At 45.3% G+C, this 26,342-nt stretch carries 29 protein-coding genes and 1 riboswitch; of the genes, 20 read left to right on the forward strand and 9 right to left on the reverse strand.

Features of this window, described 5'->3' with window-relative positions; genetic code table 11:
- The first annotated feature begins 297 nt into the window (after positions 1-297).
- From queC to G475_RS0102420, 7 genes are all read left to right on the forward strand, one after another.
- Positions 298-969, forward strand: a complete 672-nt coding sequence (queC, locus tag G475_RS0102385; protein ID WP_035710011.1) for a 7-cyano-7-deazaguanine synthase QueC — start codon at positions 298-300, stop codon at positions 967-969.
- Positions 966-1,415, forward strand: a complete 450-nt coding sequence (queD, locus tag G475_RS0102390) for a 6-carboxytetrahydropterin synthase QueD (protein ID WP_026699888.1) — start codon at positions 966-968, stop codon at positions 1,413-1,415. Before queC ends, queD begins: the two co-directional genes overlap by 4 nt.
- On the forward strand, positions 1,412-2,131 hold the full coding sequence (gene queE / locus G475_RS0102395; RefSeq protein WP_026699889.1) for a 7-carboxy-7-deazaguanine synthase QueE: 720 nt from the start codon (positions 1,412-1,414) through the stop codon (positions 2,129-2,131). The genes queD and queE overlap by 4 nt, the downstream gene beginning before the upstream one ends.
- A gap of 3 nt (positions 2,132-2,134) precedes the next feature.
- Positions 2,135-2,626, forward strand: coding sequence for a preQ(1) synthase (queF, locus tag G475_RS0102400; protein ID WP_026699890.1), 492 nt, complete (start codon positions 2,135-2,137; stop codon positions 2,624-2,626).
- A 332-nt stretch (positions 2,627-2,958) separates the two neighbouring features.
- On the forward strand, positions 2,959-3,975 hold the full coding sequence (gene coxB / locus G475_RS0102410) for a cytochrome c oxidase subunit II (RefSeq protein WP_026699891.1): 1,017 nt from the start codon (positions 2,959-2,961) through the stop codon (positions 3,973-3,975).
- Positions 3,976-3,979: 4 nt separating this feature from the next.
- Entirely contained in the window at positions 3,980-5,920 is a 1,941-nt protein-coding gene (locus G475_RS24115) for a cytochrome c oxidase subunit I (RefSeq protein ID WP_084413957.1), read from the forward strand.
- The gene (locus tag G475_RS0102420; protein WP_026699892.1) at positions 5,913-6,521 is read left to right on the forward strand and encodes a cytochrome c oxidase subunit 3; all 609 of its coding nucleotides are present in this window, start codon (positions 5,913-5,915) and stop codon (positions 6,519-6,521) included. Before G475_RS24115 ends, G475_RS0102420 begins: the two co-directional genes overlap by 8 nt.
- Positions 6,522-7,027: 506 nt before the next feature.
- On the opposite strand, the gene G475_RS0102425 is transcribed toward G475_RS0102420, so the two are convergent.
- The 5 genes from G475_RS0102425 to G475_RS0102440 all read right to left on the reverse strand — a co-directional run bounded on the left by G475_RS0102425 (position 7,028) and on the right by G475_RS0102440 (position 8,570).
- Complete coding sequence (locus G475_RS0102425) at positions 7,028-7,321, reverse strand: hypothetical protein (RefSeq protein WP_026699893.1); 294 nt, start codon at positions 7,319-7,321, stop codon at positions 7,028-7,030.
- Positions 7,318-7,767 carry a DUF948 domain-containing protein gene (locus G475_RS0102430; RefSeq protein ID WP_026699894.1) on the reverse strand — a complete coding sequence of 150 codons (450 nt, stop codon included), beginning with the start codon at positions 7,765-7,767 and terminating at the stop codon, positions 7,318-7,320. Before G475_RS0102430 ends, G475_RS0102425 begins: the two co-directional genes overlap by 4 nt.
- A gap of 60 nt (positions 7,768-7,827) precedes the next feature.
- Positions 7,828-7,890, reverse strand: a complete 63-nt coding sequence (locus tag G475_RS27985; RefSeq protein ID WP_407636186.1) for a hypothetical protein — start codon at positions 7,888-7,890, stop codon at positions 7,828-7,830.
- 4 nt (positions 7,891-7,894) lie between these two features.
- Positions 7,895-8,164 carry a DUF5665 domain-containing protein gene (locus tag G475_RS24120; protein WP_051302103.1) on the reverse strand — a complete coding sequence of 90 codons (270 nt, stop codon included), beginning with the start codon at positions 8,162-8,164 and terminating at the stop codon, positions 7,895-7,897.
- 112 nt (positions 8,165-8,276) lie between these two features.
- A complete protein-coding gene (locus G475_RS0102440; RefSeq protein ID WP_026699895.1) occupies positions 8,277-8,570 on the reverse strand; it encodes a 4a-hydroxytetrahydrobiopterin dehydratase in 294 nt (97 codons plus the stop codon).
- Between the two features lie 142 nt (positions 8,571-8,712).
- Between G475_RS0102440 and G475_RS0102445 the strand changes: the two genes are divergently transcribed.
- The 5 genes from G475_RS0102445 (at position 8,713) to accB (ending at position 13,142) form a co-directional block, all read left to right on the forward strand.
- Positions 8,713-9,555: a dimethylarginine dimethylaminohydrolase family protein gene (locus G475_RS0102445; protein WP_026699896.1), complete on the forward strand. Its 843-nt coding sequence runs from the start codon at positions 8,713-8,715 to the stop codon at positions 9,553-9,555.
- A gap of 90 nt (positions 9,556-9,645) precedes the next feature.
- A riboswitch (cyclic di-GMP riboswitch) is annotated at positions 9,646-9,733 on the forward strand.
- Positions 9,734-9,897: 164 nt separating this feature from the next.
- The gene (locus tag G475_RS0102455; RefSeq protein WP_156911609.1) at positions 9,898-10,371 is read left to right on the forward strand and encodes a hypothetical protein; all 474 of its coding nucleotides are present in this window, start codon (positions 9,898-9,900) and stop codon (positions 10,369-10,371) included.
- 249 nt (positions 10,372-10,620) lie between these two features.
- Positions 10,621-11,967, forward strand: a complete 1,347-nt coding sequence (gene accC / locus G475_RS0102460; RefSeq protein WP_026699898.1) for an acetyl-CoA carboxylase biotin carboxylase subunit — start codon at positions 10,621-10,623, stop codon at positions 11,965-11,967.
- A gap of 27 nt (positions 11,968-11,994) precedes the next feature.
- A complete protein-coding gene (locus tag G475_RS0102465) occupies positions 11,995-12,627 on the forward strand; it encodes a TetR/AcrR family transcriptional regulator (RefSeq protein WP_026699899.1) in 633 nt (210 codons plus the stop codon).
- A gap of 44 nt (positions 12,628-12,671) precedes the next feature.
- A complete protein-coding gene (accB, locus tag G475_RS0102470; RefSeq protein WP_026699900.1) occupies positions 12,672-13,142 on the forward strand; it encodes an acetyl-CoA carboxylase biotin carboxyl carrier protein in 471 nt (156 codons plus the stop codon).
- 259 nt (positions 13,143-13,401) lie between these two features.
- On the opposite strand, the gene G475_RS0102480 is transcribed toward accB, so the two are convergent.
- On the reverse strand, positions 13,402-13,851 hold the full coding sequence (locus G475_RS0102480; RefSeq protein WP_026699902.1) for a hypothetical protein: 450 nt from the start codon (positions 13,849-13,851) through the stop codon (positions 13,402-13,404).
- A 182-nt stretch (positions 13,852-14,033) separates the two neighbouring features.
- On the opposite strand from G475_RS0102480, the gene G475_RS0102485 reads away from it, so the two are divergent.
- From G475_RS0102485 to G475_RS0102510, 6 genes are all read left to right on the forward strand, one after another.
- The gene (locus G475_RS0102485; RefSeq protein WP_026699903.1) at positions 14,034-14,627 is read left to right on the forward strand and encodes an NAD(P)H-dependent oxidoreductase; all 594 of its coding nucleotides are present in this window, start codon (positions 14,034-14,036) and stop codon (positions 14,625-14,627) included.
- 90 nt (positions 14,628-14,717) lie between these two features.
- On the forward strand, positions 14,718-15,287 hold the full coding sequence (locus G475_RS0102490; protein WP_026699904.1) for a hypothetical protein: 570 nt from the start codon (positions 14,718-14,720) through the stop codon (positions 15,285-15,287).
- 258 nt (positions 15,288-15,545) lie between these two features.
- The gene (locus G475_RS0102495; protein WP_026699905.1) at positions 15,546-16,613 is read left to right on the forward strand and encodes an ABC transporter substrate-binding protein; all 1,068 of its coding nucleotides are present in this window, start codon (positions 15,546-15,548) and stop codon (positions 16,611-16,613) included.
- A 135-nt stretch (positions 16,614-16,748) separates the two neighbouring features.
- Positions 16,749-17,750 carry an ABC transporter permease gene (locus G475_RS0102500; RefSeq protein ID WP_026699906.1) on the forward strand — a complete coding sequence of 334 codons (1,002 nt, stop codon included), beginning with the start codon at positions 16,749-16,751 and terminating at the stop codon, positions 17,748-17,750.
- Entirely contained in the window at positions 17,737-18,531 is a 795-nt protein-coding gene (locus tag G475_RS0102505) for an ABC transporter ATP-binding protein (RefSeq protein ID WP_026699907.1), read from the forward strand. The genes G475_RS0102500 and G475_RS0102505 overlap by 14 nt, the downstream gene beginning before the upstream one ends.
- 36 nt (positions 18,532-18,567) lie before the next feature.
- Positions 18,568-19,467 carry a fumarylacetoacetate hydrolase family protein gene (locus tag G475_RS0102510; protein WP_035710017.1) on the forward strand — a complete coding sequence of 300 codons (900 nt, stop codon included), beginning with the start codon at positions 18,568-18,570 and terminating at the stop codon, positions 19,465-19,467.
- Here the strand turns inward: G475_RS0102510 and G475_RS0102515 are convergent, their stop codons facing one another.
- Both G475_RS0102515 and G475_RS0102525 read right to left on the reverse strand, forming a co-directional pair.
- Positions 19,468-20,217, reverse strand: a complete 750-nt coding sequence (locus tag G475_RS0102515) for a hypothetical protein (protein ID WP_026699909.1) — start codon at positions 20,215-20,217, stop codon at positions 19,468-19,470.
- Between the two features lie 132 nt (positions 20,218-20,349).
- Positions 20,350-21,537, reverse strand: a complete 1,188-nt coding sequence (locus G475_RS0102525) for a KamA family radical SAM protein (protein ID WP_026699910.1) — start codon at positions 21,535-21,537, stop codon at positions 20,350-20,352.
- 293 nt (positions 21,538-21,830) lie between these two features.
- On the opposite strand from G475_RS0102525, the gene G475_RS0102535 reads away from it, so the two are divergent.
- Positions 21,831-23,237 (forward strand): aspartate aminotransferase family protein, encoded by a 1,407-nt coding sequence (locus tag G475_RS0102535; protein ID WP_026699911.1) that lies wholly within the window; start codon positions 21,831-21,833, stop codon positions 23,235-23,237.
- A gap of 15 nt (positions 23,238-23,252) precedes the next feature.
- Entirely contained in the window at positions 23,253-24,107 is an 855-nt protein-coding gene (locus G475_RS0102540; protein ID WP_026699912.1) for a MurR/RpiR family transcriptional regulator, read from the forward strand.
- A gap of 172 nt (positions 24,108-24,279) precedes the next feature.
- Here the strand turns inward: G475_RS0102540 and G475_RS0102545 are convergent, their stop codons facing one another.
- A complete protein-coding gene (locus tag G475_RS0102545) occupies positions 24,280-26,229 on the reverse strand; it encodes a TRAP transporter permease (protein ID WP_026699913.1) in 1,950 nt (649 codons plus the stop codon).
- Positions 26,230-26,342: the final 113 nt, after the last annotated feature.

Raw genomic sequence — 26,342 nt, forward strand, 5'->3', positions numbered from 1 at the left:
GTCAACATCTCTCCGCTTTCATCCCTGGATATACGGGCTACATCTCCTCTAACTCCGTTTGGTCGTTCTCGGAGTATCTTCTTTGCCGTTGGCACGGCCTCTGTAGAGGAGGATCGGCTAAGCGCGGCACCTCCTGGCGGGCACCAATCTGACCCGCATCCTGCGGGCCCTTCTTGAGAATATGGACAGAAGCACAGATAAAGCCGGGGTTGCATGGAAATGTTATAATAGGAGTGTTAAACGGCAACAGAAATGAAAGCAACCCAATGTGGGCATAGATAGAAAGAGGGATTTGTGTTGAGTTTTGCTGAGGAAAAAGCAGTCGTTGTGTTCAGTGGGGGCCAGGACAGTACGACCTGTCTTTTTTGGGCACTGGAACGGTTTCAGAAGGTCATTGCAGTAACTTTCGACTATGGCCAGCGCCATGCCGACGAAATAGAGGTAGCAAGGGATATTGCAGCAGAACTGGGGGTCGAGCATCATGTACTCGATATGAGTCTATTGAATCAGCTGGCACCCAATGCGCTGACAAGGAATGATGTCAAAGTGCAGGCAGGAGAAGACGGGGAGCTCCCCTCGACCTTTGTAGAAGGAAGAAACCTGCTGTTCTTTTCCTTTGCTTCCATTTTAGCCTCACAGAAGGGGGCCAAACATGTGGTTACCGGTGTATGTGAAACGGATTACAGCGGCTACCCGGATTGCCGGGACGTATTCGTAAAATCGTTAAATGTCTCCCTGAACCTGGCGGTCGGTAAAGAATTTGTCCTGCATACCCCATTAATGTGGCTGGATAAAAAGGAAACATGGGAACTGGCCGATCAACTGGACAGGCTTTCTTATGTGAAAGAAAAGACGCTGACCTGTTATCATGGAATCCGCGGAGACGGCTGCGGGGAATGCCCGGCTTGCATACTTCGTCAGGCCGGATACGAACAATATATTCAAGAAAAGGAACGGGAAATCGAATGATTCATCAATTTTACCCGCAAGTTCCACATGAATACCGTTATGAATTAAATAAAGACATGCAGCTGGCAGCCGCCCATTTTATACCGGCAGCGGCTGCAGGAAAGTGCGCGAATGTCCATGGTCACACGTATGTCATTAACGTAACCATAGCGGGAGACAAACTGGATCAGACCGGGTTTTTGGTTGATTTTAAAACAATAAAAGAGATCGTTCACGATCGTTTTGACCATTCGTTATTAAATGAAGATAACGCGTTTGCAGAAAAGGAAAACGGCGATCCGGAAACTTTCCCTACAACAGAAGTTGTGGCCCGGACGATTTGGGAGACGATTCAGCGCGAACTGGACGAACGGATGAATCAGCCGCGCTGTTTGCAGGTCCTCGTAAGGGAAACCCCGACAAGCTATGTTGTCTACCGGGCCAGGGAAGGGGATTTTACCCAATGAAAAAAGTACCTGTACTTGAAATATTTGGGCCGACGATACAGGGCGAAGGGATGGTCATCGGTCAAAAAACGATGTTTGTCCGGACGAGCGGCTGTGATTACCGCTGTTCCTGGTGCGATTCCGCTTTCACATGGGACGGTTCTCAAAAACCGAAGCTGATGGAAGCAGAGGAAATCGTAGAGAAGCTAGAAGAAAAAGGCTTCACCACCTATAATCATGTTACTATTTCCGGCGGAAATCCAGCGCTGCATCATGGAATGGGAGAAGTGGTCCAGCTTTTGCAGGAAAAAGGGATAAAAACAGCAGTTGAAACGCAGGGAACCATTTGGCAGGAATGGATGACAGAAATTGATGACGTGACTGTTTCTCCAAAACCACCAAGCTCCGGCATGAAAACGAACTGGGAGCAGTTGGATAATTATATGACTCGTTTAAATAACCGGGAAGGCAATAAAGTAAGTTTGAAAATCGTGATTTTTGATGAAAATGACCTTTCCTACGCAGCTGCCGTGCATGAACGGTATCCAGAAGCAGCAATGTTCCTGCAGACTGGCAATGATGAGATTCATACACCCGATAATCAACGGCTTCTATCCCATCTGCTGGGAAAATACGAATGGCTTGTGGAACAGGTGCTTCATTCAGAGCGGTTGAATGATGTGAAAGTACTGCCACAGCTGCATACGCTGCTATGGGGAAACAAACAGGGGGTATAGGCAATGTCTGAACGAAAAGATGTCGAAAACCTTTCCCATTTGGGACAGGAAGAAACCAGCTACACTTTTGATTACGATCCATCCTTGCTCGAAACGTTTGAAAATAACCACAAAAATCGTGATTATTTCGTGAAATTTAACTGTCCGGAATTTACCACACTTTGTCCCAAAACCGGCCAGCCGGATTTTGCCACGTTATATATCAGTTATATCCCTGATGTGAAAATGGTGGAAAGTAAGTCATTGAAGCTGTATTTATTCAGCTTTCGTAATCATGGGGGCTTTCATGAAGATGCGGTTAATACGATCGTCAATGATCTCGTTGAGCTCATGGAACCCCGCTACCTGGAGGTACTCGGGAAATTTACCCCGCGCGGCGGCATCTCCATCGATCCGTATGCCAATTACGGCCGGCCCGGCACTACCTACGAAGAAATGGCCAAAACAAGACTGCTGTATCACGATATGTATCCGGAAAATATTGATAACCGATAACCTCGGAGCGCAGAATGGAACCCCTGCTTCCGGGGTTTTTTATAGTATCAGAATTTATAACAATTTGCGTTTTTAAGATCCAGCTTCAGGTGCAGGAGGCAGGTCAGATCGGCGCCCGTACGGGACGTGGCGGTTTCTACGTTGGGCACGGTTTAGTAGAAGGCCTTCTAGTATAGCCGGGTGCCCTGCGCTTTTCTTATTACTTCCTGCTCAATTTTGATCTAAGTCTTTCCCCTCTATTACGACAAAATGTTCTAATCTATGTTTGCCTGAAAAAGGAAAGGGTATGGCTACTAGAGGCACATATTGAAATGGGTATCGGAGGAATATGGATGAAATCAAGCTGGAAAGTCAGCTGGCTGCTGGTATGTTTATTTCTGACCGGCTGCCAGATGAGTGTATTGAATCCTGCGGGAAGGGTCGCCGAAGAACAGAGCCGCCTCATTATATTCAGCTTCGCTGTCATGATGATTATTCTTCTTGTCGTATTTGTCTTGTTCTTTCGTTTTTTATGGAGATACCGGGAAGATTCCAGAATCGAGCGGCCTCCGCATACGCAGGAAAATGATAACAAAAAACTGGAGATAACATGGACGGTGCTTCCTCTCCTTGTTCTCCTCCTATTGGCCGTTCCAATGCTGATGCAGACCTACAGTTTAGAAACAAAAACAACGCAGGAAGAAATGACAATAGAAGTAACCGGCCAGCAGTACTGGTGGCGTTTTGACTATCCGGATGAAAATATACGGACGGCACAGGAACTGCATTTACCCGCGAATACAAACATAACGTTCGAATTGAATACAGAAGATGTTATCCATTCTTTCTGGATCCCCCAGCTGGGCGGCAAAAAGGATGCGATTCCCGGTCGGACCAATGAATTACATCTTGAAACAGGCAGACCGGGGGTATATGAAGGAAAATGTGCCGAATTGTGTGGAGCGGCCCACACGGATATGAGGTTCCAGGTCGTCGTTCATGAAGAAGATGACTTTACAGAATGGGTGGAAGCGGCCGGCCAAGATGTTACTCCGGAAGAAAATGAAACAGTCCAGGAAGAAGGGGCCCGTGTTTTCCAGGAAAACTGTCTGGCCTGTCACGCTGCAGATGGAGCAGCCACAAAAAATGACCAGGGACCAAACCTGGCCCTTTACGGCGAACGCGATAAAATCTCGGGTAGTTTTGCGAACGATGAAGAACAGTTAAAAGCTTTTCTCCGCCATCCGAATGATTTCAAGCCGTCTACCGATATGCCTGCCTACAATAATTTGAGCAGGGAGGAAATGGATGCCCTCGTGAACTATCTTCACGGATTAACGAGGGAAAATGTGCAGGGAGGCAGTGATTAGGGCTATGTCAATACCTTTCTTTAATACTGAAATTAAACTAGTTTCCGATGTTATTTTCGGCTATATTTCTGTCCTTTTACTTGGAGCAGGAGCGCTCTGGTTTGTGACCTATAAGTTAAAGTGGAATGTGCTCTGGGAGTGGATGCGGACGACCGATCATATGAAAATCGGAATCATGTATCTGCTTGCTGGTTTTGCGTTTTTTCTTAGGGGAGGACTGGATGCGTTGTTTGTACGGATGCAGCTGGCCTTTCCGAACTGGGATTTTTGGGTGTTTCAAGGCGAAAAATACAATCAGATGATGACCACCCATGGGACGACTATGATATTTTTCGTAGCGATGCCGCTCTTAATCGGTTTAATGAATGTGGCTGTCCCTCTTCAGATCGGAGCCCGTGACCTCGCCTTTCCGTTTGTGAATTCGTTAAGCTTCTGGCTGTTCTTAACGGGAGGAGCCCTTGTAAACATAAGTTATTTGCTGGGCGGTTCGCCGGAAGCAGGCTGGACCTCTTATACGCCACTTGCTGTGGGGGGGTATTCCAACAATACAGGAAATAATTTTTATGCCCTTGGCCTGCAGGTGTCTGGTATCGGTACCATTCTGACAGCGGTAAATTTTATCGTAACCATCGTAAAAAAACGGGCGCCGGGAATGACCTATTTCCGCATGCCATTATTTACATGGGGGAGTTTCATTACGGTCATTTTGATTTTATTCGCTTTTCCTGCCCTTGCTGCCGGTATTTTATTATTAATGTTTGACAATATTTTCGCCACTGGCTTTTTCACGGGAGAAAGCGGGGCCCCGCTGTTGTGGCAGCATTTTTTCTGGATATTTGCCCACCCGGAAGTGTACATTATCGTCCTTCCTGTCTTTGGGCTGTTTTCGGATATCATCAGTCATTTTTCGAAAAAACCTGTCTTTGGCTACTATTCGATGGTGATCGCCCTGATTTTAATTGCCTTCTTAGGATTTATGGTATGGGTGCACCATATGTTTACGGTGGGTTACGGTCCCACTGTGAATGCCATCTTTGCTATTTCTACCATGCTCATTGCTGTACCTACCGGAATCAAAATATTTAACTGGCTGTTTACGATGCGGGGCGGACGCCTCCGGTTTCCAACGGCGATGCTTTTTTCGATTGGCTTCATCCCGACGTTTGTTATGGGGGGAGTGACCGGTGTTATGGTAGCCATGGTTGCTGCGGATTATCAGTATCATGACAGTTATTTCGTTGTCGGCCATTTCCATTATGTTATGGTGGGCGGAACTATTATGGGCGTTTTTGCCGGTATTTATTACTGGATGCCGAAAATGTTTGGCTTTCTGTTAAATGAAACCCTTGGTAAAATCCACTTTTGGACCTTTTTGATTGGATTTCATCTCACCTTTTTCCCGATGCATTTCATGGGATTAAACGGGATGCCGCGCCGGGTGTATTCCTATCTGCCGGAAGACGGACTGTTTGGCCTGAATTTCATCAGTACGATTGGCGCTTTTATTATGGGAGGCAGTGTTCTGCTGTTTCTCTTAAATCTGATGTATAGTTATAAGACCCAGGAACGCAGGATTTCGGGGGACCCTTGGCAGGGGCGGACCCTGGAATGGACACTGCCCTCCCCGGCTCCGTCAGAGCGGTGGGAACGTCTGCCTATTATTAAAAACCGTGAACCTTTATGGAAAGCTAAACAAGCGGGAGAGAACCTCATGTACGCGGAAAAAGAAGAAAAACACATGGAGGAACATTCCAGTGTTATACCCGTGCTGCTGGCAGGCGCTTTTTTTACAGCCTCTTTCGGTTTTATTTTTGAAGTCTTCTGGATTGCTGTTCCCGGTATTATCGGTATATTTGCATTATTAGCCTACCGTTCGGTGACTTTTGATAAAAATATAGAGTGGTCAGGAGAAAACGGACAGGAAGGAGGAAATCATCATGGCTGACTCCGCCGGCATTTCTTCAATCAACGGACGTCCCTGGTCTGAAGCCGATGACCGCCTGGGCATGTGGTTATTCATCGGGGCTGAAACAGTGGTATTCCTTTGCCTCTTCGCAACATACCTTGCGTTAAGCAGCAGTACGTTAGAGGGGCCGGGCCCATCCGAGATACTTGAACTCCCGCCTATCCTGCTGCCAAGCGCATTACTTCTCTTAAGCAGCTGGACGTTTCACGTCGCAGAAAAAGGGCTGGAAGCAGGACAATTGAAAAAGACCATTATTTGGCTTGGAATAACCATGGTGTTGGGTTTTGCTTTTTTAGGTTTTGAAATTCATGAATTTACGCTATATGCTGCAGAAGGAGCTGTCTTAACGGAATCTCCTTTTCTTGCCGGATTTTTTGTACTTGTGGGTACCCACGGTGCCCACGTGTTATTTGGCTCCGTGTGGATGGCATTTCTGCTCGGCCACCTTGCCTCCAAAAAGATAGTTTGGACGAACTGGAAACGAATAAGAGCTTTCGGATTATACTGGCATTTTGTAGATGTCGTGTGGGTGTTTATATTTACCATTGTTTACGTACTGGGGTCCCAGGGGATGTATTAGAGCCGTGGCTGCGGAAAGCAAAATATTTTGACGCAGCGGTTGAAAAACGCAAAAATGGGGCCGGGACAGAAGGATAGGAGCCGGCCGAAAACCCGAACAAAACAATGACGATGGGATCGCTGCACCCGGTCACTGCGCTTTCTAGCTCACTTGGTAAAGAAGATCGCATTACCAAGTGAATCTGGAGTCTCCGTGGCCGGCCTCGGCTGAATAGAGAGGGTGGTTGGGCCAAACGAAAGAAAAATTGGCAAAACGGACATCGTAGAGTTTATATAACAAGAACGTCCATTCAGCGGAGTCAAAAGAGGTCGACTCCTGCGGGAAAAGCACGAGTCTCGAGACCCCGTAGGAAGTGGCTTTCTTCCGAGGAGGCTCGAGCCGTGCCCGCGGAAAGCGACCTATTTTGACGCAGCGATAGAACAATACACAAAAATCCGAACGATTTTTTCCATAAATCGTTCGGATTTTTTTGTCCTGGGAGCGTTGGTAACAGCCTTTGTTCTTCCTTAGTTTTTATTCCAGTCCTTCATGGCCGAGGCTTCTGCCTCTTTTTTCACCGTGGAAATTTCACTGCTGAAAAATTGGTGGCGTCCCCGTCCATACTCATGCAGTTTCTGCTTTCGCCCGCGGAGAGCGGCAGTCAATTTTTCAGGGGCATTTATGATGATATAAATGTTTTCTCCAACCTGCTTCCGGGTCGTTTTTCCGTCCTGCGGGCTGATCAGCATACAGAGGGTAAATAACGTACTAAAACCGGCAGCAGCTCCTTTTAAATAATTGCTGCGAAATATACGCCTCATGAAGTTTCATTACTTTCCTTTATATTTTTTAAAGCCTTTCTTTTTTGAAATAGGTAATAGGCCAGGGCTGCTCCGCCGTAAATTCCGCCCAGATCTCTTTTCTCCGCACTGTCTTTCGCTTCGTCGGTGTTTTTCTTCATGGACATCGTGACATCCACAAGGGAAGAAGACAACTTCCTGGAAGCTTCCCCTGCGTCTCCGAGAATATAAAACAAAGGATTAAGCGCGCGCATTTTTTCGTTTAAATCCAGCAGCGTTTCATTACTGTTGTGAATTACTACGCCAGTTTCTTTCATTACATCATCCAACTGATCAGGTAACTTCTCTACTGTTTTATTCACCCCGCTGAGGACGCTGCTTAAATTATTCAAGGCTTTGATCAGAAATATAACAAGTACGGCAAAAGCGATCGCAATAATAAGTAAACTGATTCCTAATATATCCACTGTACAACCCCCAATATATATTTTTCTCCTATTTTATCACGAAAATACGACATATGTTTGTTATTCTCTCTGATTTTCAACAACATCCAATAAATCCCCGATATATTCTCCGATAATCGGCATTGTTTCAAACTGAGCTAAAATGAAAAACAAAAGAGCGAGGGACTAGGGCGGTCCCCGCCGTTAATCCAACACCCCGGGCGGCTCCGGCAATCAGATTGGTCTTAATCACTTCGCCCGGACTGGTGAAATGATAGGCCATATCCTTCATTCTAGATTTTGTTGTTATTTCCTCAAATTTGTCTATCAGCCTTTCCAGTTTTTGCATTTCCTGTCTGTCCGGCGTTTCTCTTCTTATCTCGAGACGCCTGTTTTTTACTTCATCCTGATCGTTCACATTAAGCCTCCTCTTCCCGATTCGACGGCATTCTGCTTTTCTTTACCCTTCCGGTTTCCACTTTAAACGCTACAACAAAAAACTCCGGTAGGAAACCGGAGCAAAAAAATCATTATGTGATTTCATCAAAAATGCGGTTGTAAGCTTGGGCGGAGTTAATATCTTTTTCTGTTATTCCGCCTTGATCATGGGTAGAGAGCCTTACAGTTATTGCGGTGTGGTCAATCGTAATATGGGGGTGATGCTGGACCTCTTCCGCATGTTGGGAAATTTTATCCACGAAAGAAATGCCTGTTAAAAAATCCTGAAAAGAAAAATGGCGCTCAATTGTTTTAGCATCCGCACGTTCCCAGCCGTCCAACCCATCCAGTTCCTTCTCAATCGTTTCATTGTCCAACGTACTCATAAGGACCCTCCTTTTATTATTTCCAGCATAATGTTACCACGTTGAAGCAAATGTTAAACATATATCCTGGAAGATCCTCCGAAAAGGCGTAAAGAAGCTGAAAAAAGGGAAGGATTTTTAACATAAGAAAGGAGAATCCATCATGGACAAACATAAAGGAGACGCGGTGAATGAATACGGAAGATTGAAAGAAGTATTGATGTGTCCGCCGGAGAGAATGAAAATCAAACAGCCATTGAATAATACACAGGAACAATACAAAAAAGAAAACATTGATAAGAATAAAGCCGTAAAACAGCATCAGAACCTTCAAAACGTGCTGAAAGAAAACGGGGTGCGTGTCCATTTGCTGACCCCCGAAGAAGGACTGCCGGAACAAGTTTTCACACGGGATCTTGGATTCGCTTCGGACCAGGGGCTTATTATCGGACAGATGAATATGAGTTTGAGGGAACCTGAAACGGCGTATGTGAAACAGTGGTTTGATCATAATCAATGGGAGTACCAAGAAATGACCTCTGGAGCATTGGAAGGAGGGGATGTACTAATAGACGGGGACCTCCTTTTTGCAGGAAACAGCAGCAGAACCACAAAAACAGCGATTGAAGAATTGACAGCGTTATTCCCGGATAAAAAAGTCATCAGCATGCCCCTGGAGAGAAAATATCTGCATTTGGATTGTGTGTTTAACATCATCTCACCCGGGACGGCACTTCTTTTTCCCCCGGCTCTGCCCGTGAAAACGGTCCGGGAGATAGGGATGCATTATCGTACGATTACTATCAATGAATGGGAACAGTTTCAGCTTGCTGCTAATGTTCTCTCGATAGGCAGCAATACAATTATCAGCATGCCGCAAAACAAATCAGTGAATGAAAAGATGAGAGCCTGGGGATTTCATGTTATTGAAGTGGAATTATCTGAGATTATTAAATCAGGCGGCGCCTTTCGCTGTGTGACCTTCCCTCTGGTGAAAAGCAAGTAATTTCTTGTCGGTTGTTGTCAAATTTCAAAAGGAGGGCTATACTATATAAAATGAGACTATATGCTTAATTCTGTGTTCTCGGAAAAGTTCTGATGAAACGGGCAAATCTGTTGAAAAACGGAGGCGCAAAGCCGTGGGCCTAAAGCGTTCATACCGTCTGGGCAGCCGGGCTGCCATCTTTTATTTTTGCTCCTATCCGTGGCAGCCTTTCTTTCGTCAGGTCTATATAAAGAATAGAAAGAAGGTATTTTGTCATGCGTGAGTGTGCTCCTAATCGCTTTTATGCCCTATATTTCTCCACTTTTTCATGACAAAAGGCCTGTTTTTTTAAGCCCGTCCACAATGCAGAGAATTCACTCTATCGTACCGAGACTTCGTGAACCTGTGTTTATTAAGGATGATATCAGCAGGGCGGCCGCGCTTCTTTCCAATGAAATAGAATATTCATTTGATTGTAGTGATGCAAAGAAAGACAATGTTATATCAGCTGCAAAAGACCTAATGTCCAATTCATTAAAATACGCCGGTAATGGATTGTTATCTTTATACGGGAATCACAGACGAATTTATTTGTTAATGGAAGACCAGGGGCCGGGCCTTGAAGCTCCCATACTTAAGGAAGCCATCCATTCTCCTGGACTGGCGGGTCCGCATACACTGGGGAGAGGGCTTCACCGTATTTCCGTTGCCTCTGATAAAATGGCTTTTTACCGCGACAGCAATCTTACGGCTATCGCCGCGATTTTTTTCCTACCTCAACAGCGGCATGACTGCCATGCTGGAGGGAAAAGAAAGGATAGGGAACCTAAGCGTTAAAAGTAGGTTCTTCATAAATCCGGCGTCTCCTTATCCCCGGATTTATGTAAATCGATAAAAATCCCTTGTAATTGAAGAAAAATACAATTAAAATATTAATGGAAAACCCCCGCTTGAAAAGTGTAGTGGTTTTTCCGTGGTTTACATACAGACTGACCAGTCGGTCTCTTGCTGCTTCTGAGTAGACCGTTATGATTTTCAAACATTGGAATACGAATTGGAAGCAATTATGGAGAGAAGGTGGAAACGATGTTTAAGAGAGTTTTAGTAGCAAACCGAGGGGAGATTGCTGTAAGGGTTATACGTGCATGCCGGGAACTTGGCATTGAAACAGTAGCAGTTCATTCGGATGCGGATCGGGAAGCCCTGCATGTATTAATGGCGGATGAAGCGTACTGCATAGGGCCCCGCTCCTCGGCGGAAAGTTATTTAAACAAAACAAATTTAATAGCCACAGCTTTAAAGACCGGGGCCGATGCTGTTCACCCCGGATATGGTTTTTTATCGGAAAACGCTGAATTTGCGGAGATATGCCATGATCATAACCTCACGTTTATAGGGCCCTCTGCAGAAGCCATCAGTAAGATGGGAGCTAAAGCCATGGCCAGAGAGACGATGGAGGCAGCGGGAGTTCCTATTGTTCCCGGGACAGATGGTATCATTGAAAACGAAGAGGACGCGGTGGAACTGGCTGAAAAGATTGGTTACCCTGTCATTGTCAAAGCCACAGCTGGCGGCGGCGGTAAAGGGATGAGAGTGGCTCACGATTCAGACGACCTCCGACATGCGATTCAGATGGCCCAGCAGGAAGCAGCTACCGCTTTCGGGAATGCAGGGGTTTACATGGAAAAGTTTGTAGAAGAGCCTCGCCATGTTGAAATACAGATCATGGCAGATACCCATGGAAATGTTGTCCATTTTGGAGAAAGAGATTGTTCGATTCAACGCAGACACCAAAAATTGGTGGAAGAAGCCCCATCGCCTGCCTTGGATGAAAAAACCAGAGAAGAAATGGGAAGGGCTGCAGTAGATGCTGCAAAAGCCGTGGATTATTGCGGTGCGGGAACAGTGGAATTTTTGCTGGATAAACACAAAGAATTTTATTTTATGGAAATGAACACAAGAATCCAGGTGGAACACCCAGTGACAGAGGAAGTGACCGGAGTGGATCTGGTTAAAGAACAGATATTGGCTGCTGCCGGCTTTCCTTTGTCTTATGCCCAGGAGGATATTTCTATAGAAGGATGGGCCATTGAATGCCGTGTGAATGCAGAAAATCCAGAGCGGAATTTTATGCCGTCCCCTGGGAAGATTGACACCTATCTGCCTCCGGGAGGCTTTGGGGTACGAGTGGACAGTGCTGTCTATCCGGGTTACACCATTACCCCGCATTATGATTCCATGGTCGCTAAGCTTATCGTGAAAGGTACGACAAGGGAAGAAGCCATCCAGAGGATGAAACGGGCTTTATCAGAATTTGTGGTAGAAGGAGTGTATACTACCATTCCTTTCCATTTAGCATTAATGGATCATGCTGCCTTTCAGGAAGGTGATTTTACTACAGGGTTTCTGGAGCAGTATAAGATTTTGGAATAAAGTTCAGATAGAAGGCAGGTGATACCAGTGCCGGCAAAATCAACAAAGCAAAGAATCACAGAGGCTGCCCTAAAGCTGTTTGAAGAATTTGGTTTTCATGCGGTAACTGTTGATAAAATAGTACAGGAAAGTGGTACTTCCAAGGGCGGCTTTTATCACAACTTTAAGTCAAAAGATGAACTGCTGTACACTATTCATGAATCATTTATTTCCTATATTATAGATAAAGCGCATCAAGCTCACGCAAGCTGGAGTACTCCGGCGGAAAAGTTATATGAAACGGTCCATTCTTTCGTGCGCATGTTTGAAGTTTACCAAGCCCATGTCACTGTGTTTTACCAAGAAAGTCTGTACTTATCCCCCGTTTACTTTGATAGCATTAAAAAAAAGCGGGACCGTTACAAAGACATGATGTTTTCGGTGGTGAAGGAAGGTAAACAGCAGGGGGAATTCCGGCATGAACTGCCTGTACCTATTACATCGATGGCGATTTTTGGCATGATAAATTGGACGTACAAATGGTACAAAGCGGAAGGAGAATACAGCATCCGTGAAATTGCTGACATTTACGCGGATCTCATCATGCAGGCTGTTCTTACGGAAGAAGCGAGGAATAAAAAAGACTATCAGCGGTTTTTCCTGGGACATAAAGTAATGTAAATCAACGTCGTGCTTCAAAAATAGATAATCGAGGAGTGTAACCAATGTTTACGATGGATGAAATCAAAGAGTTGATACGTGCGGTAGATGAATCGACGGTGGGAGAACTTGAGATCCGCGGAGAAACAAAAGAAAAATTGACAATCAGAAAAGAGGGGAACGGAGATGCGGTGCCGGTTCAGCCTCAGCCTGTACAGCAGGCTGCTCCGGCTCCGGCAGCAGAACCTGCAAAGGGGACAGAAACCGTCCAGTCTGAGGAAAAGAAAGATGATAACCTCCAGGAAATTGTGTCGCCAATGGTAGGCACATTTTACAGGTCCCCTTCTCCAGAAGCTGACATGTACGTAAAAGAAGGAGATCAGGTGAAAGAAGACAGTGTCGTTTGTATCATAGAAGCTATGAAGCTGATGAATGAATTGGAAGCCGAAGTTTCCGGGGAACTTGTTGAAGTGTTAGTAGACAATGGTGAACTTGTGGAATATGGACAACCCTTATTTTTGGTGAAACATAAGTAAAAAAACGGAGTATTTCCAGAACGGACCCTGGAATGTTTCCAGACACCAGTTTTCTTTTCGCTGCGAGCGGGAGGACATTTATTCCGTTATTCCCTCTTTTTGACGTAAAAAAAGCAGCCCAGGGCCAGAATAGCGGAACATATGTCCAAAAAAGCTGCCACAGGCCCCTCATTCTGCCATTTAACGGAACAGATGTCCGCAAGGTGCTCTAGAGAGAGGAAGGGACGGATCTTGGTTAATTTCCCCAAGATCCGTTTTCTTATCCCATGGAGGACCCGACAACCATTGCTGTCACTCCGGCAAATCCAAGAAAGATAGGAACGTTTTTTGCAATGTAATAGCGGCTGACGCGAAGCATGACAAAATAGCGGTCAGCAAGAAAAAACAGGGCAGCTGCCAGCATGGCCATTATCATAATGTCTACATTCTGAGTCACCAGATAAGCACAGGCGGCTCCAGCCATATGAAAGCTAAAGGAAAGCGGCTGTACATGCCAGTTAATGCGTTTTGCCAGCCAATCAGCGGTGAAAGAAATCAGAGATCCATAAACCACAATAGGAGTAATGGAAAAAAATCCATAGATAGTATAACTGTGAAGAACTTTTACGAAAGATCCGACATCGTTTATGGTAGGGATAGGAAAGAAAATACCCATTAAAATAATAAATAAGGACCAGGCTGCCAGCCCGGTTAGAAATTTGTTTGTCATATAGGTAGACCTCCAATATTCAGTTTTGATGTAAATCTGCGGGAGTTTCCAAAGTCATAAAAACAGCGGGAGCTACAGTAATACATATCCACTTTTGATGAAATTAAACGTTATAAAGCAGCATCAGCATGATTTTCTTCTAATCTTAATAATTGTCATTAAATTGTAAAGAGGTGGAGCAAATGGAGCGGTTCTTAATTTGGTTCATGCATCCGGAAAAACATAGTTTTAATGGAGCTGTCCAGGATGTTTTCCAGAAGGAACTTCAAAAGCTTGGGAAAGAAATAGAAGCTCGTTTTATTTCAGAGCTTGATATGTCTCTGACTTTGACACGCGGAGAATATACAGATTCTTTATATGGAAAATATCCAGCGGAGATCGAAAGAGAACACCGTTATATAGAATGGGCGGATGGCATCATACTTATGTTTCCTTTATGGTGGGGCAGTTTCCCCGCTGTTGGAAAAGGCTTTCTTGACCGCGTTCTTTCTTATGGTTTCGCGTACGAACTGGAAGGGGAAACACCGGTTCCACGGATGTCCGGGAAAAAGGTTGGAGCTGTTTACACCACAGGGACCCCGGATGAAGTTTTTGCCGGTACCCGGACCGTACTCGAACAATTATGGGAGGAGCAGATTTTTTCTTTTTGCGGTTTTGACTGCATGCGGTATGTTCATTTGGGTAATGTGGTTCAGACAGGGGATCAGCATCGAAAACAAATGCTCGAAGAAGTAAAAGCTTATGCGCGGGAATTAGCAGCACTATCCACTTCATAAAGAAACCTTTCATAGTCGCACGGACGCCGGACAGTGTGATATGATGTGGTTTGTTCGATTACATTGAGAGAAGTAAAAGGGTGAGCATACATGGTCTGGATAACAGCACCCTGGTTATTTTATTTGTTGTATTCCATTGTGATTCTGGCAGTTACCTTTCTACTCGGAATTGGTCTACATGCCCTTGTACAAAGAAAAAATAACGGGGAGAAGAAAATAGAACGTCTTTCTGCTTTTGGATTAGCGGTGGTGATGGCTGTCGTCTATTGGTATGGAGCCGAGTTGTTTACAGACCGGGCCTCCGCGGGGGAACGTGTCGTCACCCCCAATGACATGGTGGAAGTGGAAAAGGCTCAGGTCGTTGTTGTTCCTTTTGGGGAGTACGCAGTGATCGAGCGGCTGTATGATTTTGGTTTTACGATTGAAGACCGGATGAACGGAGAAAGACAGCAGATAACGTTTGATATAAATAACGGCCGTTTATTCATGGAAGAATATGCAGACTATATTGAAGGGAATGGAGTTTTTGTCAACGAAGGGCGGATTGCGTTTCAGAAGCTCTATGAAAACGAATGGAAACAAGAGATTCACCATTCCCCCAACGCAGAAAACATGGAACTTCCCGGGGTGAACGTAGAAATAACCCCGGTCTCTTCATAAAAGAAAAGGGGGGGCGCTGCCCCGCAGACAGCGTTGCGCCTTGCAGCGGATATGCTGCAAAAGCACCCAATTTCTACAGGGACAAAAGACGGTGGTTGAGCCCAGTTCTCAACCGCCGTTTTTCATAGCAGAAAGAGTAAAGAGAAGGCACTATAATACTTTAATGTGGAAAATTTTTTTATTTACAAGTCATTTGTAATCTTATAAGATAAATATAACTATTAGAAAAAGCCTACATATTTAAAGGGGAGATCAATGATGGTACATAATTGGGGGAAACTTTTTCTGACAGGTCTCCTGTCTGTAACCGTTTTAGCTGCCTGCGGGGAAGGAGAAGAAGGTTCTCAGGAAGATAATACAGAAGGGGAAGACACAGCTCAGGAAGAGACAGAGCAAGAAACAGAAAATGCTGGGGAATCCGAAGAAGAAATGATGCAGGTGGGGGCCACTCAAATTGTGGAACATCCTTCTTTAGACGCCGCTTATGAAGGGTTCAAACAGGGGCTGGCCGATAATGGCTATACCGAAGGGGAAAACATTGAGTACGATCTGCAGAATGCACAGGATGACATGAATAACGCGCAGACCATCGCCAATAATTTTGTAGCAGACGGAGTCGATCTTATTTTTGCTAATTCCACGCCAAGTGCTCAATCCGCTCTGCAGGCAAGCTCTGAAACACCGATTGTTTTCACATCGGTAACAGATGCGGTGGAAGCAGGTCTGATGGATGATCCTGAATCTCCCGGGGAATTAATCACCGGGGTGATGGACCTTCACCCGGAGGCGATTGATATGACAGTGGAATTCATCGCTGAAAATTTTCCAGGGTCAAGTGTTGGGCTGATTTATAATTCAGGGGAACAAAATTCGGTAACTCAGGTGGAAGCGGTTGAAGCAGCAATGGAAGGAACGGATCTGGAAGCTGAAACACGAAGTGTATCTTCCTCGGCGGAAGTACAGCAGGCAGCGGATTCTCTTGTGGGAGATGCTGATCTAATGTATATTGTAACGGACAACACCGTCGTTTCTGCCCTTGAATCGGTTGTAAGTGTGGCAGAAGAGCAGGATATCCCGCTTGTTGTCAGTGAACCCGATTCCCTGCAGCGCGGAGGATTTGTAACGTTTGGTATTGATTATCATACCATCGGCCATCGTGCAGGGGAAATGGCAGCAGAAGTGCTGGACGGGGAAAAAACACCGGCTGATATTCCGGCAGAACATCCAGAAGATATGCAGTTGATGATTAACAGAGAAGCAGCCGAAGCGCAAGGGGTAGAAATAAAGGAAGACTGGGAAGAAGAAGCAGAATTTATTAACGAATAATAAACCCGGCTTGGCTTGTCTTCTAACGAAAACAGGTCAAGCCTTTTTTAGGAAGGTAGATCTTTAAGCTTTTATATCCAGTTTCAGCAGGTGCTTCGAGGCGGAGGCTGACTGGAAGGGAGGACACAGGAAACAATGATGGTAGCTTTTTTTGGAGCAATAGAAACAGGTATTATATACGCCCTTATGGCATTAGGAGTTTACTTATCTTTCCGGGTGCTGGATTTTCCGGATTTAACGGTGGATGGAAGCTTTGTGACAGGAGCTGCCGTTTCCGCGATGTTCATTGTTAATGGGCAGCCCCCGCTGGCAGCTACTATATTGGGAATGGCGGCGGGATTTTTGGCAGGTTGTATAACGGGCCTTCTGCATACAAAGGGGAAGATTAACCCTTTATTATCCGGTATTTTAATGATGATTGCCCTTTACTCCATTAATTTAAGAATCATGGGAGGGCAGTCTAATGTTCCGTTATTAAATGAAAGCACGTTATTTACATCTATTACCGGATTATGGAATGGATTCGGCATCAGTCAGCCTGTCAATCAGTTTTTATCCACGATAGGAATAACAAATCCGTCTATCATTATATTTGCATTAATCCTGACATTGGTTGTCAAGTTTCTCACTGATTATTTTCTGAAGACAGAAATTGGGCTGGCGCTGCGGGCGACAGGTGATAATAAACGGATGATCCGCAGTCTGTCCGCGAATACGGACGGCCTGATCATTCTCGGAATTGGTCTTTCTAATGCCCTGGTCGCTCTCTCCGGTGCCCTGGTGGCACAGCATGGAGGCTTTGCAGATGCAGGGATGGGGATCGGCATGATTATTATTGGTCTGGCTTCGGTTATTATTGGAGAAGCCTTATTTGGAACGAAATCGATCGCCCGAATTACTCTTGCGGTGATCGGCGGAGCTGTCATCTACCGAATTGTTGTTTCTTTGGCGCTGCGGGTTGACTTCCTGGAAACCGGGGACATGAAGTTGATCACGGCTGTTATTGTTATTGGGGCCTTAATCACTCCTAAAGTGCTTGAATCCCGCCGCGAAAAACGCAGGAGACTTCGGAAAAAGGCGGAACTATCAGAGGCTGCCGCTGCGGAAGAAGGGAGAAATCAGAATGCTTCAACTTAAACAGGTATCACTTACGTTTAATGAAGGAACGATGGATGAAAAGAAAGCTCTTCAAAACGTGAATATTGAATTAAAGAGCGGAGAATTTTTGACCGTAATCGGAAGTAACGGAGCGGGAAAATCCACCTTGATGAATGTGATTTCCGGGTCTGTTATTCCGGACACAGGCAATGTCTATATTGATGGGAAAGCGGTCACTCCGATGCAGGAGTACAAACGTTCCAGAATGATCGGAAGAGTCTTTCAAGATCCAATGGCCGGTACCGCCCCCTCCATGACGATAGAAGAAAATCTTGCGATGGCTTGGGCACGGGACAAAAAAAGATCCTTAAAGCCTGGCGTGAGCAAAAAACGAAAAACCCTGTTCCGCGAACATTTAGCAGCGTTGAACCTTGGTTTGGAAGATCGTTTATCTGCCAAGGTCGGCCTTCTTTCCGGCGGGGAACGCCAGGCTCTGTCTTTGTTAATGGCAACGTTTACGGAACCGAATATTTTGATGCTGGATGAACACACAGCAGCGCTGGACCCCTCCCGGGCTGAGCTTATTACAAACATTACGGGGGATGTCGTGGAAAAATTTCAATTGACGACCCTCATGGTTACTCATAATATGCAGCAGGCCCTTGACCTTGGCACCAGGCTGATTATGATGGATAAAGGCCAGATTATTTTAGATGTAGCTGGAAAAGAGAAACAAGAGCTCACTATTGAAAAACTGTTGAATGAATTTCAGCGTATACGCGGGGAACAGTTAACCAACGATAAAGCAGTCCTGGGTTAATCATCTGGTTCCAAAAAAAGAAGGGCGGTGGAAAAAATGAAGACGGCAACGATCTTCCATCAAGGCAGGGAAAAGCTGGCGGCTGTCATAGAAGAAGGAAAGCTCATCGACCTGGCTTTGGCCCAGTCTTTAAAGAAAGGAACGTATCAAGTACCTGGAACGATGCTCGAGGCTGCAGCTGAGGGAAGTTATTTCTGGAAGGAAATCAAAGATGTCACAGCCTGGGTACTCGAACAACATGTGACGGAGTGCCTGTACCCATGGAACGAAGTAAAATTTCAAGCTCCAATTCCAAAACCCGTAAAAAACATTATATGCGCGGGAAAAAACTATACAGAACATGCGTTAGAAATGGGAAGCGCCAATGATATTCCTGCAGATCCCATTATTTTTACCAAAGCTCCAACGACGGTGATAGGACCGGAGGAAAATATTCATCCCCATGCCGGGGTTACAGGAGAAGCAGACTATGAAGGAGAAATCGCTGTCATTATTGGAAAAAAAGGCAGAGATATAAAAGAGGGGGAAGCCGGGAATCACATTTTTGGCTTCACTCTGTTAAACGATGTCACTGCCCGTGATCTGCAGACCAGGCATAAACAGTTCTTTCTCGGAAAAAGCCTGGATACATTTTGTCCGATGGGACCGGTTGTCGTTTCACCGGATGAATTGGATGGTAAAAACATAGGGCTGAAAACCTATGTGAATGGAGAACTGAGGCAACAGACCTCGACTTCCAAAATGATCTTTTCGATTGAAAAACTTATAGAGATTATTTCCCGGGGAATGACATTGGAACCGGGAGATATCATTGCGACAGGAACTCCTGCAGGCGTTGGAAAAGGATTTTCCCCCGCACGTTATCTATGCTCCGGGGATGAAATTGTTATTCAGGGAGAAGGTATCGGGGAGCTCCGAAATAAAGTGAGGGAATAATTATTGCTCAACCGGTAGGACAAAGGGAAGTTCCCATTCTAATTCCGGAGTTTGGCTGCGTTCGGCCGTCAGCGTAAACGTCTCTTCCGGCGGGAAGGCAAACTCCAGTGTCCCTTTATATTCTCCCCCTTCATTTTTATCTGTATTGGTGAAAACAGGATATACCTTCTCTTCTTTTATGACAAGCCCCCAGTCTAACGCACCCGTTCCGGAAATGTCTTCAGCTTCAAGGGTCAGCACGTTTGCTTCCCTCGTCAACCGGCTGATAGTTAGTTCATCGCGCGTGATGGGAACCATTTCTTCGGAAATGTTTTCAAATGTGATTTTTTCGTCGATGTCTTCTATCATAATTCTTGCGGGGACAGTCAAATGGGTCGTATCCTCGTGTAATTCCCCGCGGAAAAACTGCTTCGCCTCTATGACGTGTTTCTTCTCTTCATTGCTTTGATAAGAAGGTTCTCCAGCACGCTTATATGCATTCCCTTTCTGGTCATCAATTTCCTGAGGAAGCTGTAAGTGAATAGGAGAAGGAGTAATGTCACGGGTTTTGTCTTCAGCTATAATGGAAAAAGAAAGCCAAAACCCTGTTTTCCCGTTATTTTGACCTGGCGTTAACCCATTATAATGGACAGTATACAATGAATTGGCTACGGACGTTGTTTCTGTTTCTTCCATTGGGTTTGAATTACTGCTGCTGCAGCCGGTGAAGAAATAGGTAAAAAGAGCGATACCTAGAAGTACTCTTATCATGCGGAGACATCCTTTTCATTCATTCCATCAATAAGATCATTTTAACATGAAAGTAATAATGAGTCTGCGGTCTCTTAAAATTAAAACGGGAAAGGACAGGGGGCTGTGCCTGTCTTTCCCGTTTTTCCATGTTTATTTAGAGGCCGCCTGCGCGCGCTTTTTTCGTTTTTGCGGCATGTCCGGCATTTCGTTGACTGATACAACATCTTCCACCTTTTTCTTTGGCTGTTCCCAATATTGCTCATTTCCCGGCAGATCATCAAACCAGGAGGCATTCTCCGGACAGTCCAGCACCATAAACCGGCCATAGTTGCCGTCTCTGGATTGATGATACTTCAAGTATGCTTTTCCGTCTTCTATAGCGAGAATTTCGATTTTCCCAGAGGTGTGGCTCATGGACAGCCGAATCCTTTTTCCCAGGCCGCTTGTCCTGGCTTTGGCCTCTTCAACGGCATCATAAGCTTCCTTCAGTGTTAGCACAAAATCATTGTTTCCGGCTACCGGCCGGTTGATAAAGAAATAATACGGTGTGACCCCGGCCCAGGATAATTTATCAAGCAGTTCCGTAAGGTCGTCCGGATGATTATTAATTCCTTTCAGAACCGGTGTCTGGTTTACAACGATAGCTCCCGCGTCATGCAGAGCCTGAAATCCTTTTTTCGCTTCTTCTGTTATTTCACGGGGATGATTGACGTGCGCCATAATGTAGATCCGGTGGTCCGGCGTAGAATATTCCCGGATCAAATGGAGCAGTTCCTCGTCTTCATAAAAACGCATCGGATTAAAAACAGGAAGTTTAGAACCAATACGTATAATTTTTACATGCGGGATACTGCGCAGTTCTTCAATAATATAGCGCAGTTTTTTCGTTGCAAGAATAAGAGGATCCCCGCCGGTCAGGAGCACATTATTTATTTCCGGATGATTGCGGATATACTCGAGGCCTGGATCTACATCAGACATGGCCTCTCTAACGTCGTTACGGAAGAGGCGCTTGCGGAAACAATAGCGGCAGTAAGCTCCGCAGACTTCCGAACAGATAAGGAGAGCCGTGGTTTCGTATTTATGCTGACAGCCCGGGACCGCATAATTTGTGTCCTCATCAGAAGCGTCCCACCGCCCGTATTCTTCCAGCTCTCCTTCGTTTGGAATGACAAGATTTTTTATGGGATCATTCGGATCTTCCCAGTTAATAAGGCCTAAATAATACTCGTTCACACGAAAAACAAATTTTTCGGTAATTTTTTTTAAACGTTCCTTTTCTTCCTCCGGTATCTGTTCGATTTGATCAATTTTCGTAATGTACTTCGGCTGTGCCATGAAACTATCATCACCTTTCCTTCCAATCTTCCAGCCCAGAGAAAATGACTGATATTCAGTAAAAGTATAACAACTTTAATTCAAAATAGTCAAAAAAGAATGAAAAATTTAATTCATAAGGAATAATGAAAGAAATGTTTCGATGGTAAATTATATAGAGAAATAAATATTTCAGATAATTTTTAATATGAAATATTGGATTCACAAACAAGCATACCTTCGCTTATAATGAAATATATAATTCTTTATTTGTTTTAAATGAAACAAAAAGTTCAAAACGGGAGGAAGAAGTCATGGCAGTTGAGCAGACGGATTATCCGATATGGAGTATAAAACAGAAAACAACGGGTTCAAAAGAGTTTATGGATAAAGCAAAAACAGTGATGCCCGGCGGGGTAACTGCTAATATCAAATACTTTGAACCGCATCCCATCGTCATGAAACAAGGGAATGGATCGAAAATTATAGATGTAGATGGGAACGAATATATCGACTATTTGATGAGTTATGGTTCTCTTATTACGGGTCATGGGCATGAGAATGTGAAGGCAGCGATGATGAATCAGATGGAAAAGGATGGAACGTGGCTTTTTGGCACGCCGCACGGGCTGGAAGTTGAGATGGGAGAAAGGCTGAAACATTATTTTCCTTCCATGGAAAGGGTTCGTTATACAAACTCTGGCACAGAAGCCACGTTATTATCGCTTCGGCTGGCGGCCGCCCACACCGGGAAGCATAAAATTGCAAAATTTGAAGGTCATTATCATGGAGGATACGATCAAATGCTTCTCAGCATTAACCCTCCCGTAGAGGAAGCGGGGAGAGAGGAAGCTCCGGAAGCAGTGCCGGAATCGAAAGGGATGCATCCGTCCCATCAGCAGCAGACTCTGGTACTGCCATTTAATGATCTAAAGGCCTGTGAAGCATTGCTTCGGAAACATCAGCACGAAATTGGTGCAGTGATGCTGGAACCTGTTCAGGGAGGAATAATTCCGGCGGAACTTTCCTTCCTACAAGGATTAAAAAAGTTGACGGAAAACCTGGGAATGGTGCTTATTTTTGATGAAGTGAAAACGGGCTTTCGCACAGGACTTGGAGGGGCGCAGCAGACGTATGGGGTGGAACCTGACCTTACTACGCTGGGAAAAGTAATTGGCGCCGGGTTTCCAATTGGAGTAGTAGGGGGTAAAAAAGAAATAATGATGCAAAGTGCTCCGGATACAGGGGCCGATGTTTTTGACAGCAGTCAAAGCAAACATGCTTCCGCATATGATGTTTTATTTCACAGCGGCACGTATAACGGGCATCCTATGATACTCGCAGCAGGTTTAGCTGTCATGGATGAACTGGAGGAAAAGATGGAACAAGTGCTGGGTAAAACGGAAAAGTTAAAGCAGGGAATTGATAGAATTTTTTCGGCATACGGAGTAAAGGGCGGTACCATTGGCATCGGTTCCATATTTAGTGTATTATTAACGGAGAAGGAAAATATTCGAAATTACAGGGACCTCCAATCTACGAACCTGGCATTAAAAAAAGAAATAGATTACCGTCTGCTTGAAAAGGGGATTTATACGAAGCCGATGAGCCGTTATAGTCTATCGACGGCTCATAAGGATGAGGATATAGAGCAAACATTGGACGCTTACGAACAAGTTATAAGCAGGGTCTTTGGAGGATCCCCTTTTCATCGTATGTAAAAGGGGGAGTGCTGCATGCTGGACAGCGATGTGTATAAGAGGATCACCGAGCTTCAGGATCAAATGAGCAAATCACAGAAAAAAATCGCTGGTTATCTTATTAATCATTCAGAGACGGCGCCCTTTTTAACCGCATCCAAACTGGCAAAACATGCGGGAGTTGGGGAAGCAACCGTCGTCCGCTTTGCTGTATTTCTGGATTTTAAAGGATATCCGGACATGCAGCGTCATCTCCAGGAAGCCCTGCAGCGAAAGTGGACCTCCGCGGAAGTTTTTGCCCGCACGACAGATGAGACCGATCCCCCGGAGAATGCCGTGTCGGAAATATTATCGGATGATATGCAGAACCTGAAAGAAACCCTGCAGCAAATGGACGCCAAGGTTTTTGAAGAAGCGGTGAACGATATTATCCAGGCGAACCGTATTTATATTATTGCCTACCGCAGCGCTGCCAGCATCGGCTCGTTTTTGGAGTTTTATTTAGATCTTGTGCTTCAGAACACAGAGCTTTTGAGAGAAGCAGATGGTGTTTCCGAGCATTTGCTTGATATTACTCCCGATGACCTTGTGATTGGATTTGGTTTTTCCCGGTATACGAAACGCACCGTAGAAGTATTAAAGTATGCGAAACACCGGGGAGCAAAAACTCTCGTATTAACCGATCATTTAATGTCTCCGCTGGTGCCGTATGGAGACCGTAAGCTGCTTGCGGCCACAGAGATCAATTCTTTCATCGACTCGTTTGCCGCTCCGCTCAGTATAAGCAGTGCCTTAATTACGGCAGTAACAAGATCGGAACATAAAAAAGTAGAAGCAAGATTAAAAGAATTAGAAGGATTATGGGAAACATTTGATGTCTTTTATGACTAACAATAAAAAGAACCGATGGCCTGAAATAAGGCCATCGGTTCTTTTTAAGGCACTGGCATTTTGTTCAACTGAAAGGACCTTCTCCGGATCAAACTGTCGAATATAGACGTATTGGAGACAGATGACGGTGGTTGAGAGGGGCGGTTCAGGCTTCTCCACCGCCGCTTTTCTTCTATGGTGAGACAGCTGTTTTTTTACCAGTATTTTGGCGGAAGCGCTGCAGGATATAGACGACAATAATAAGCCCCAGTCCTGGAAAGGCGATAAATAGATTAGGGATAAGCAGCATGATGCCGCCTCCGATAAGCATCAAACGTTCATACCACGTATTGCCGGTAACAAAATAATTGATCATGCCGGCGCTGATGCCTGTCATTCCGATGAAGGCGGTGATCAAGGCAGGAATCAGCGCAGCCGCGGTGGCATCCTGAAGAACGAGCACCGGATTCGTGACAAAAACGTATGGAACGACAAAGGCAGCGATCGCCAGTTTGACGGAAGTAACTCCTGCTTTCATTGGATTGGCTCTTGCGATGCCGGCTCCGGCGTAAGCGGCAAGGCAGACGGGCGGAGTGATATCTGCCACAATGCCGAAATAAAAGACAAAGAAATGGGCGGCAATCTGCGGAACATCAAATCCCTGAGTTAAAGCAGGTGCTGCCAGAGAAGCTGTTACGACATAGTTGGCTGTGGTCGGCAGTCCCATTCCTAAAATAATGCAGGCGATCATCGTGAAAAACATGACAAGAAAAAAGTTGCCGCCGGCAATGTCAATAATTCCGTTTGCAATTTTCCCTCCGAGTCCGGTGAATACCACAACTCCGACAATAATGCCGGCGCTGGCACAGGCGGCAATGACAGGAAGAGCGATTCTGGCCCCCTGTTCGAGCGTATGCAGAATGTCTTTCAAAGAAAGCCGCGTACTGCTCCGGACAAAACTAATCGCAAAAGCAGCAAAGATCCCCCATAAGGCAGCGGTGGTCGGCGTATAACCGCTGTACAGCATAAATAATATCGCAGCAAGCGGCAGAAGCAGGTCGATCTGCTTTAATAAGGAGGATGGAGAAGGAAGTTCACTTTTGGGAAGTCCGTAAATTTTTAATTTGCGGGCTTCAAAATGAGTTCCTATAAAAACTCCCGTGAAGTACAGGAGCGCGGGAATGATGGCGACTAGAATAATGTCGCTGTAAGGAACGTTAATCGTTTCTATCATGATAAAAGCCGCGGCACCCATAATAGGGGGCATGATTTGTCCGCCTGTGGAAGCAGAAGCTTCTGCAGCAGCTGCGAACTCAGGTTTAAAACCAGCCCGTTTCATCATTGGTATCGTAAAGGAACCGGAACTTACCGTGTTGGCAACAGAGCTGCCTGTCACCATTCCCTGCATGCCGGAAGCAAATACGGCTGCTTTTGCCGTGCCGCCTGTGAACCGCCCGGTAGCACCGAAAGCCAAATCATTAAAAAACTGCCCTATATTTGTCTGTACGAGCATTACGCCAAAAAACAGGAATAGATAAATATAGGTCGATGATATTTGAATCGGCGTGCCGAAAATGGCTTCACTCGAATAGACAAGATCTGTCATGAGGCGGTCGAACTCAAATCCTGCATGTCCGAAATGAGGAAGCCCGCTTCCCCAGAGACCATACCCAATAGCAATCAATGCGATAATGACAATGGGTAGTCCTACAGCTCTGCGGGTTCCCTCAAGAAGAAGCAGGACAAAAACAGTGGCAACGATTTTGTCAAATAATCCGAATCCTGCGACAACCGAGCTTTGAAATAAATGTTCGTAATTAAATACAATATAAAAGTTGGAAAACAAAGCGGTCAGGGATAAGAGAATGTCATACCAGGGAATGCCTTTGCGCCCGGTCATCGATTGTTTAAAGGGATACAACAGATAAATTAAGGACATGCCTCCGGCAAGGTGCACAGCCCCCTGAATAACTGAGCGGTAGGGATCATCCGCCGTCCATAAATGAAAAACGGTCAGAGCTATCCCCAGGATAGAAACCAAAATGGCCCATTTTCCCAGATTGGTGCGATATGTAGATTCCCGGTCGTATTTTTTTAATAGCTCGTCCCGGGATAATTCTTTATCTCCTTGTTCCTGGCTCAAAAAACCACCCCCGATTAGATAAACATGAGCGCCTGCACGGTGCCGCTCTTCATATAAGTATAATATGAAAGAATACTATTTAAAATCCTTTTATTTTTAGTGCTCCGATTAGA

The sequence above is a fragment of the Salibacterium aidingense DSM 18341 genome (assembly GCF_000429685.1).
Lineage (GTDB): Bacteria > Bacillota > Bacilli > Bacillales > Marinococcaceae > Salibacterium > Salibacterium aidingense.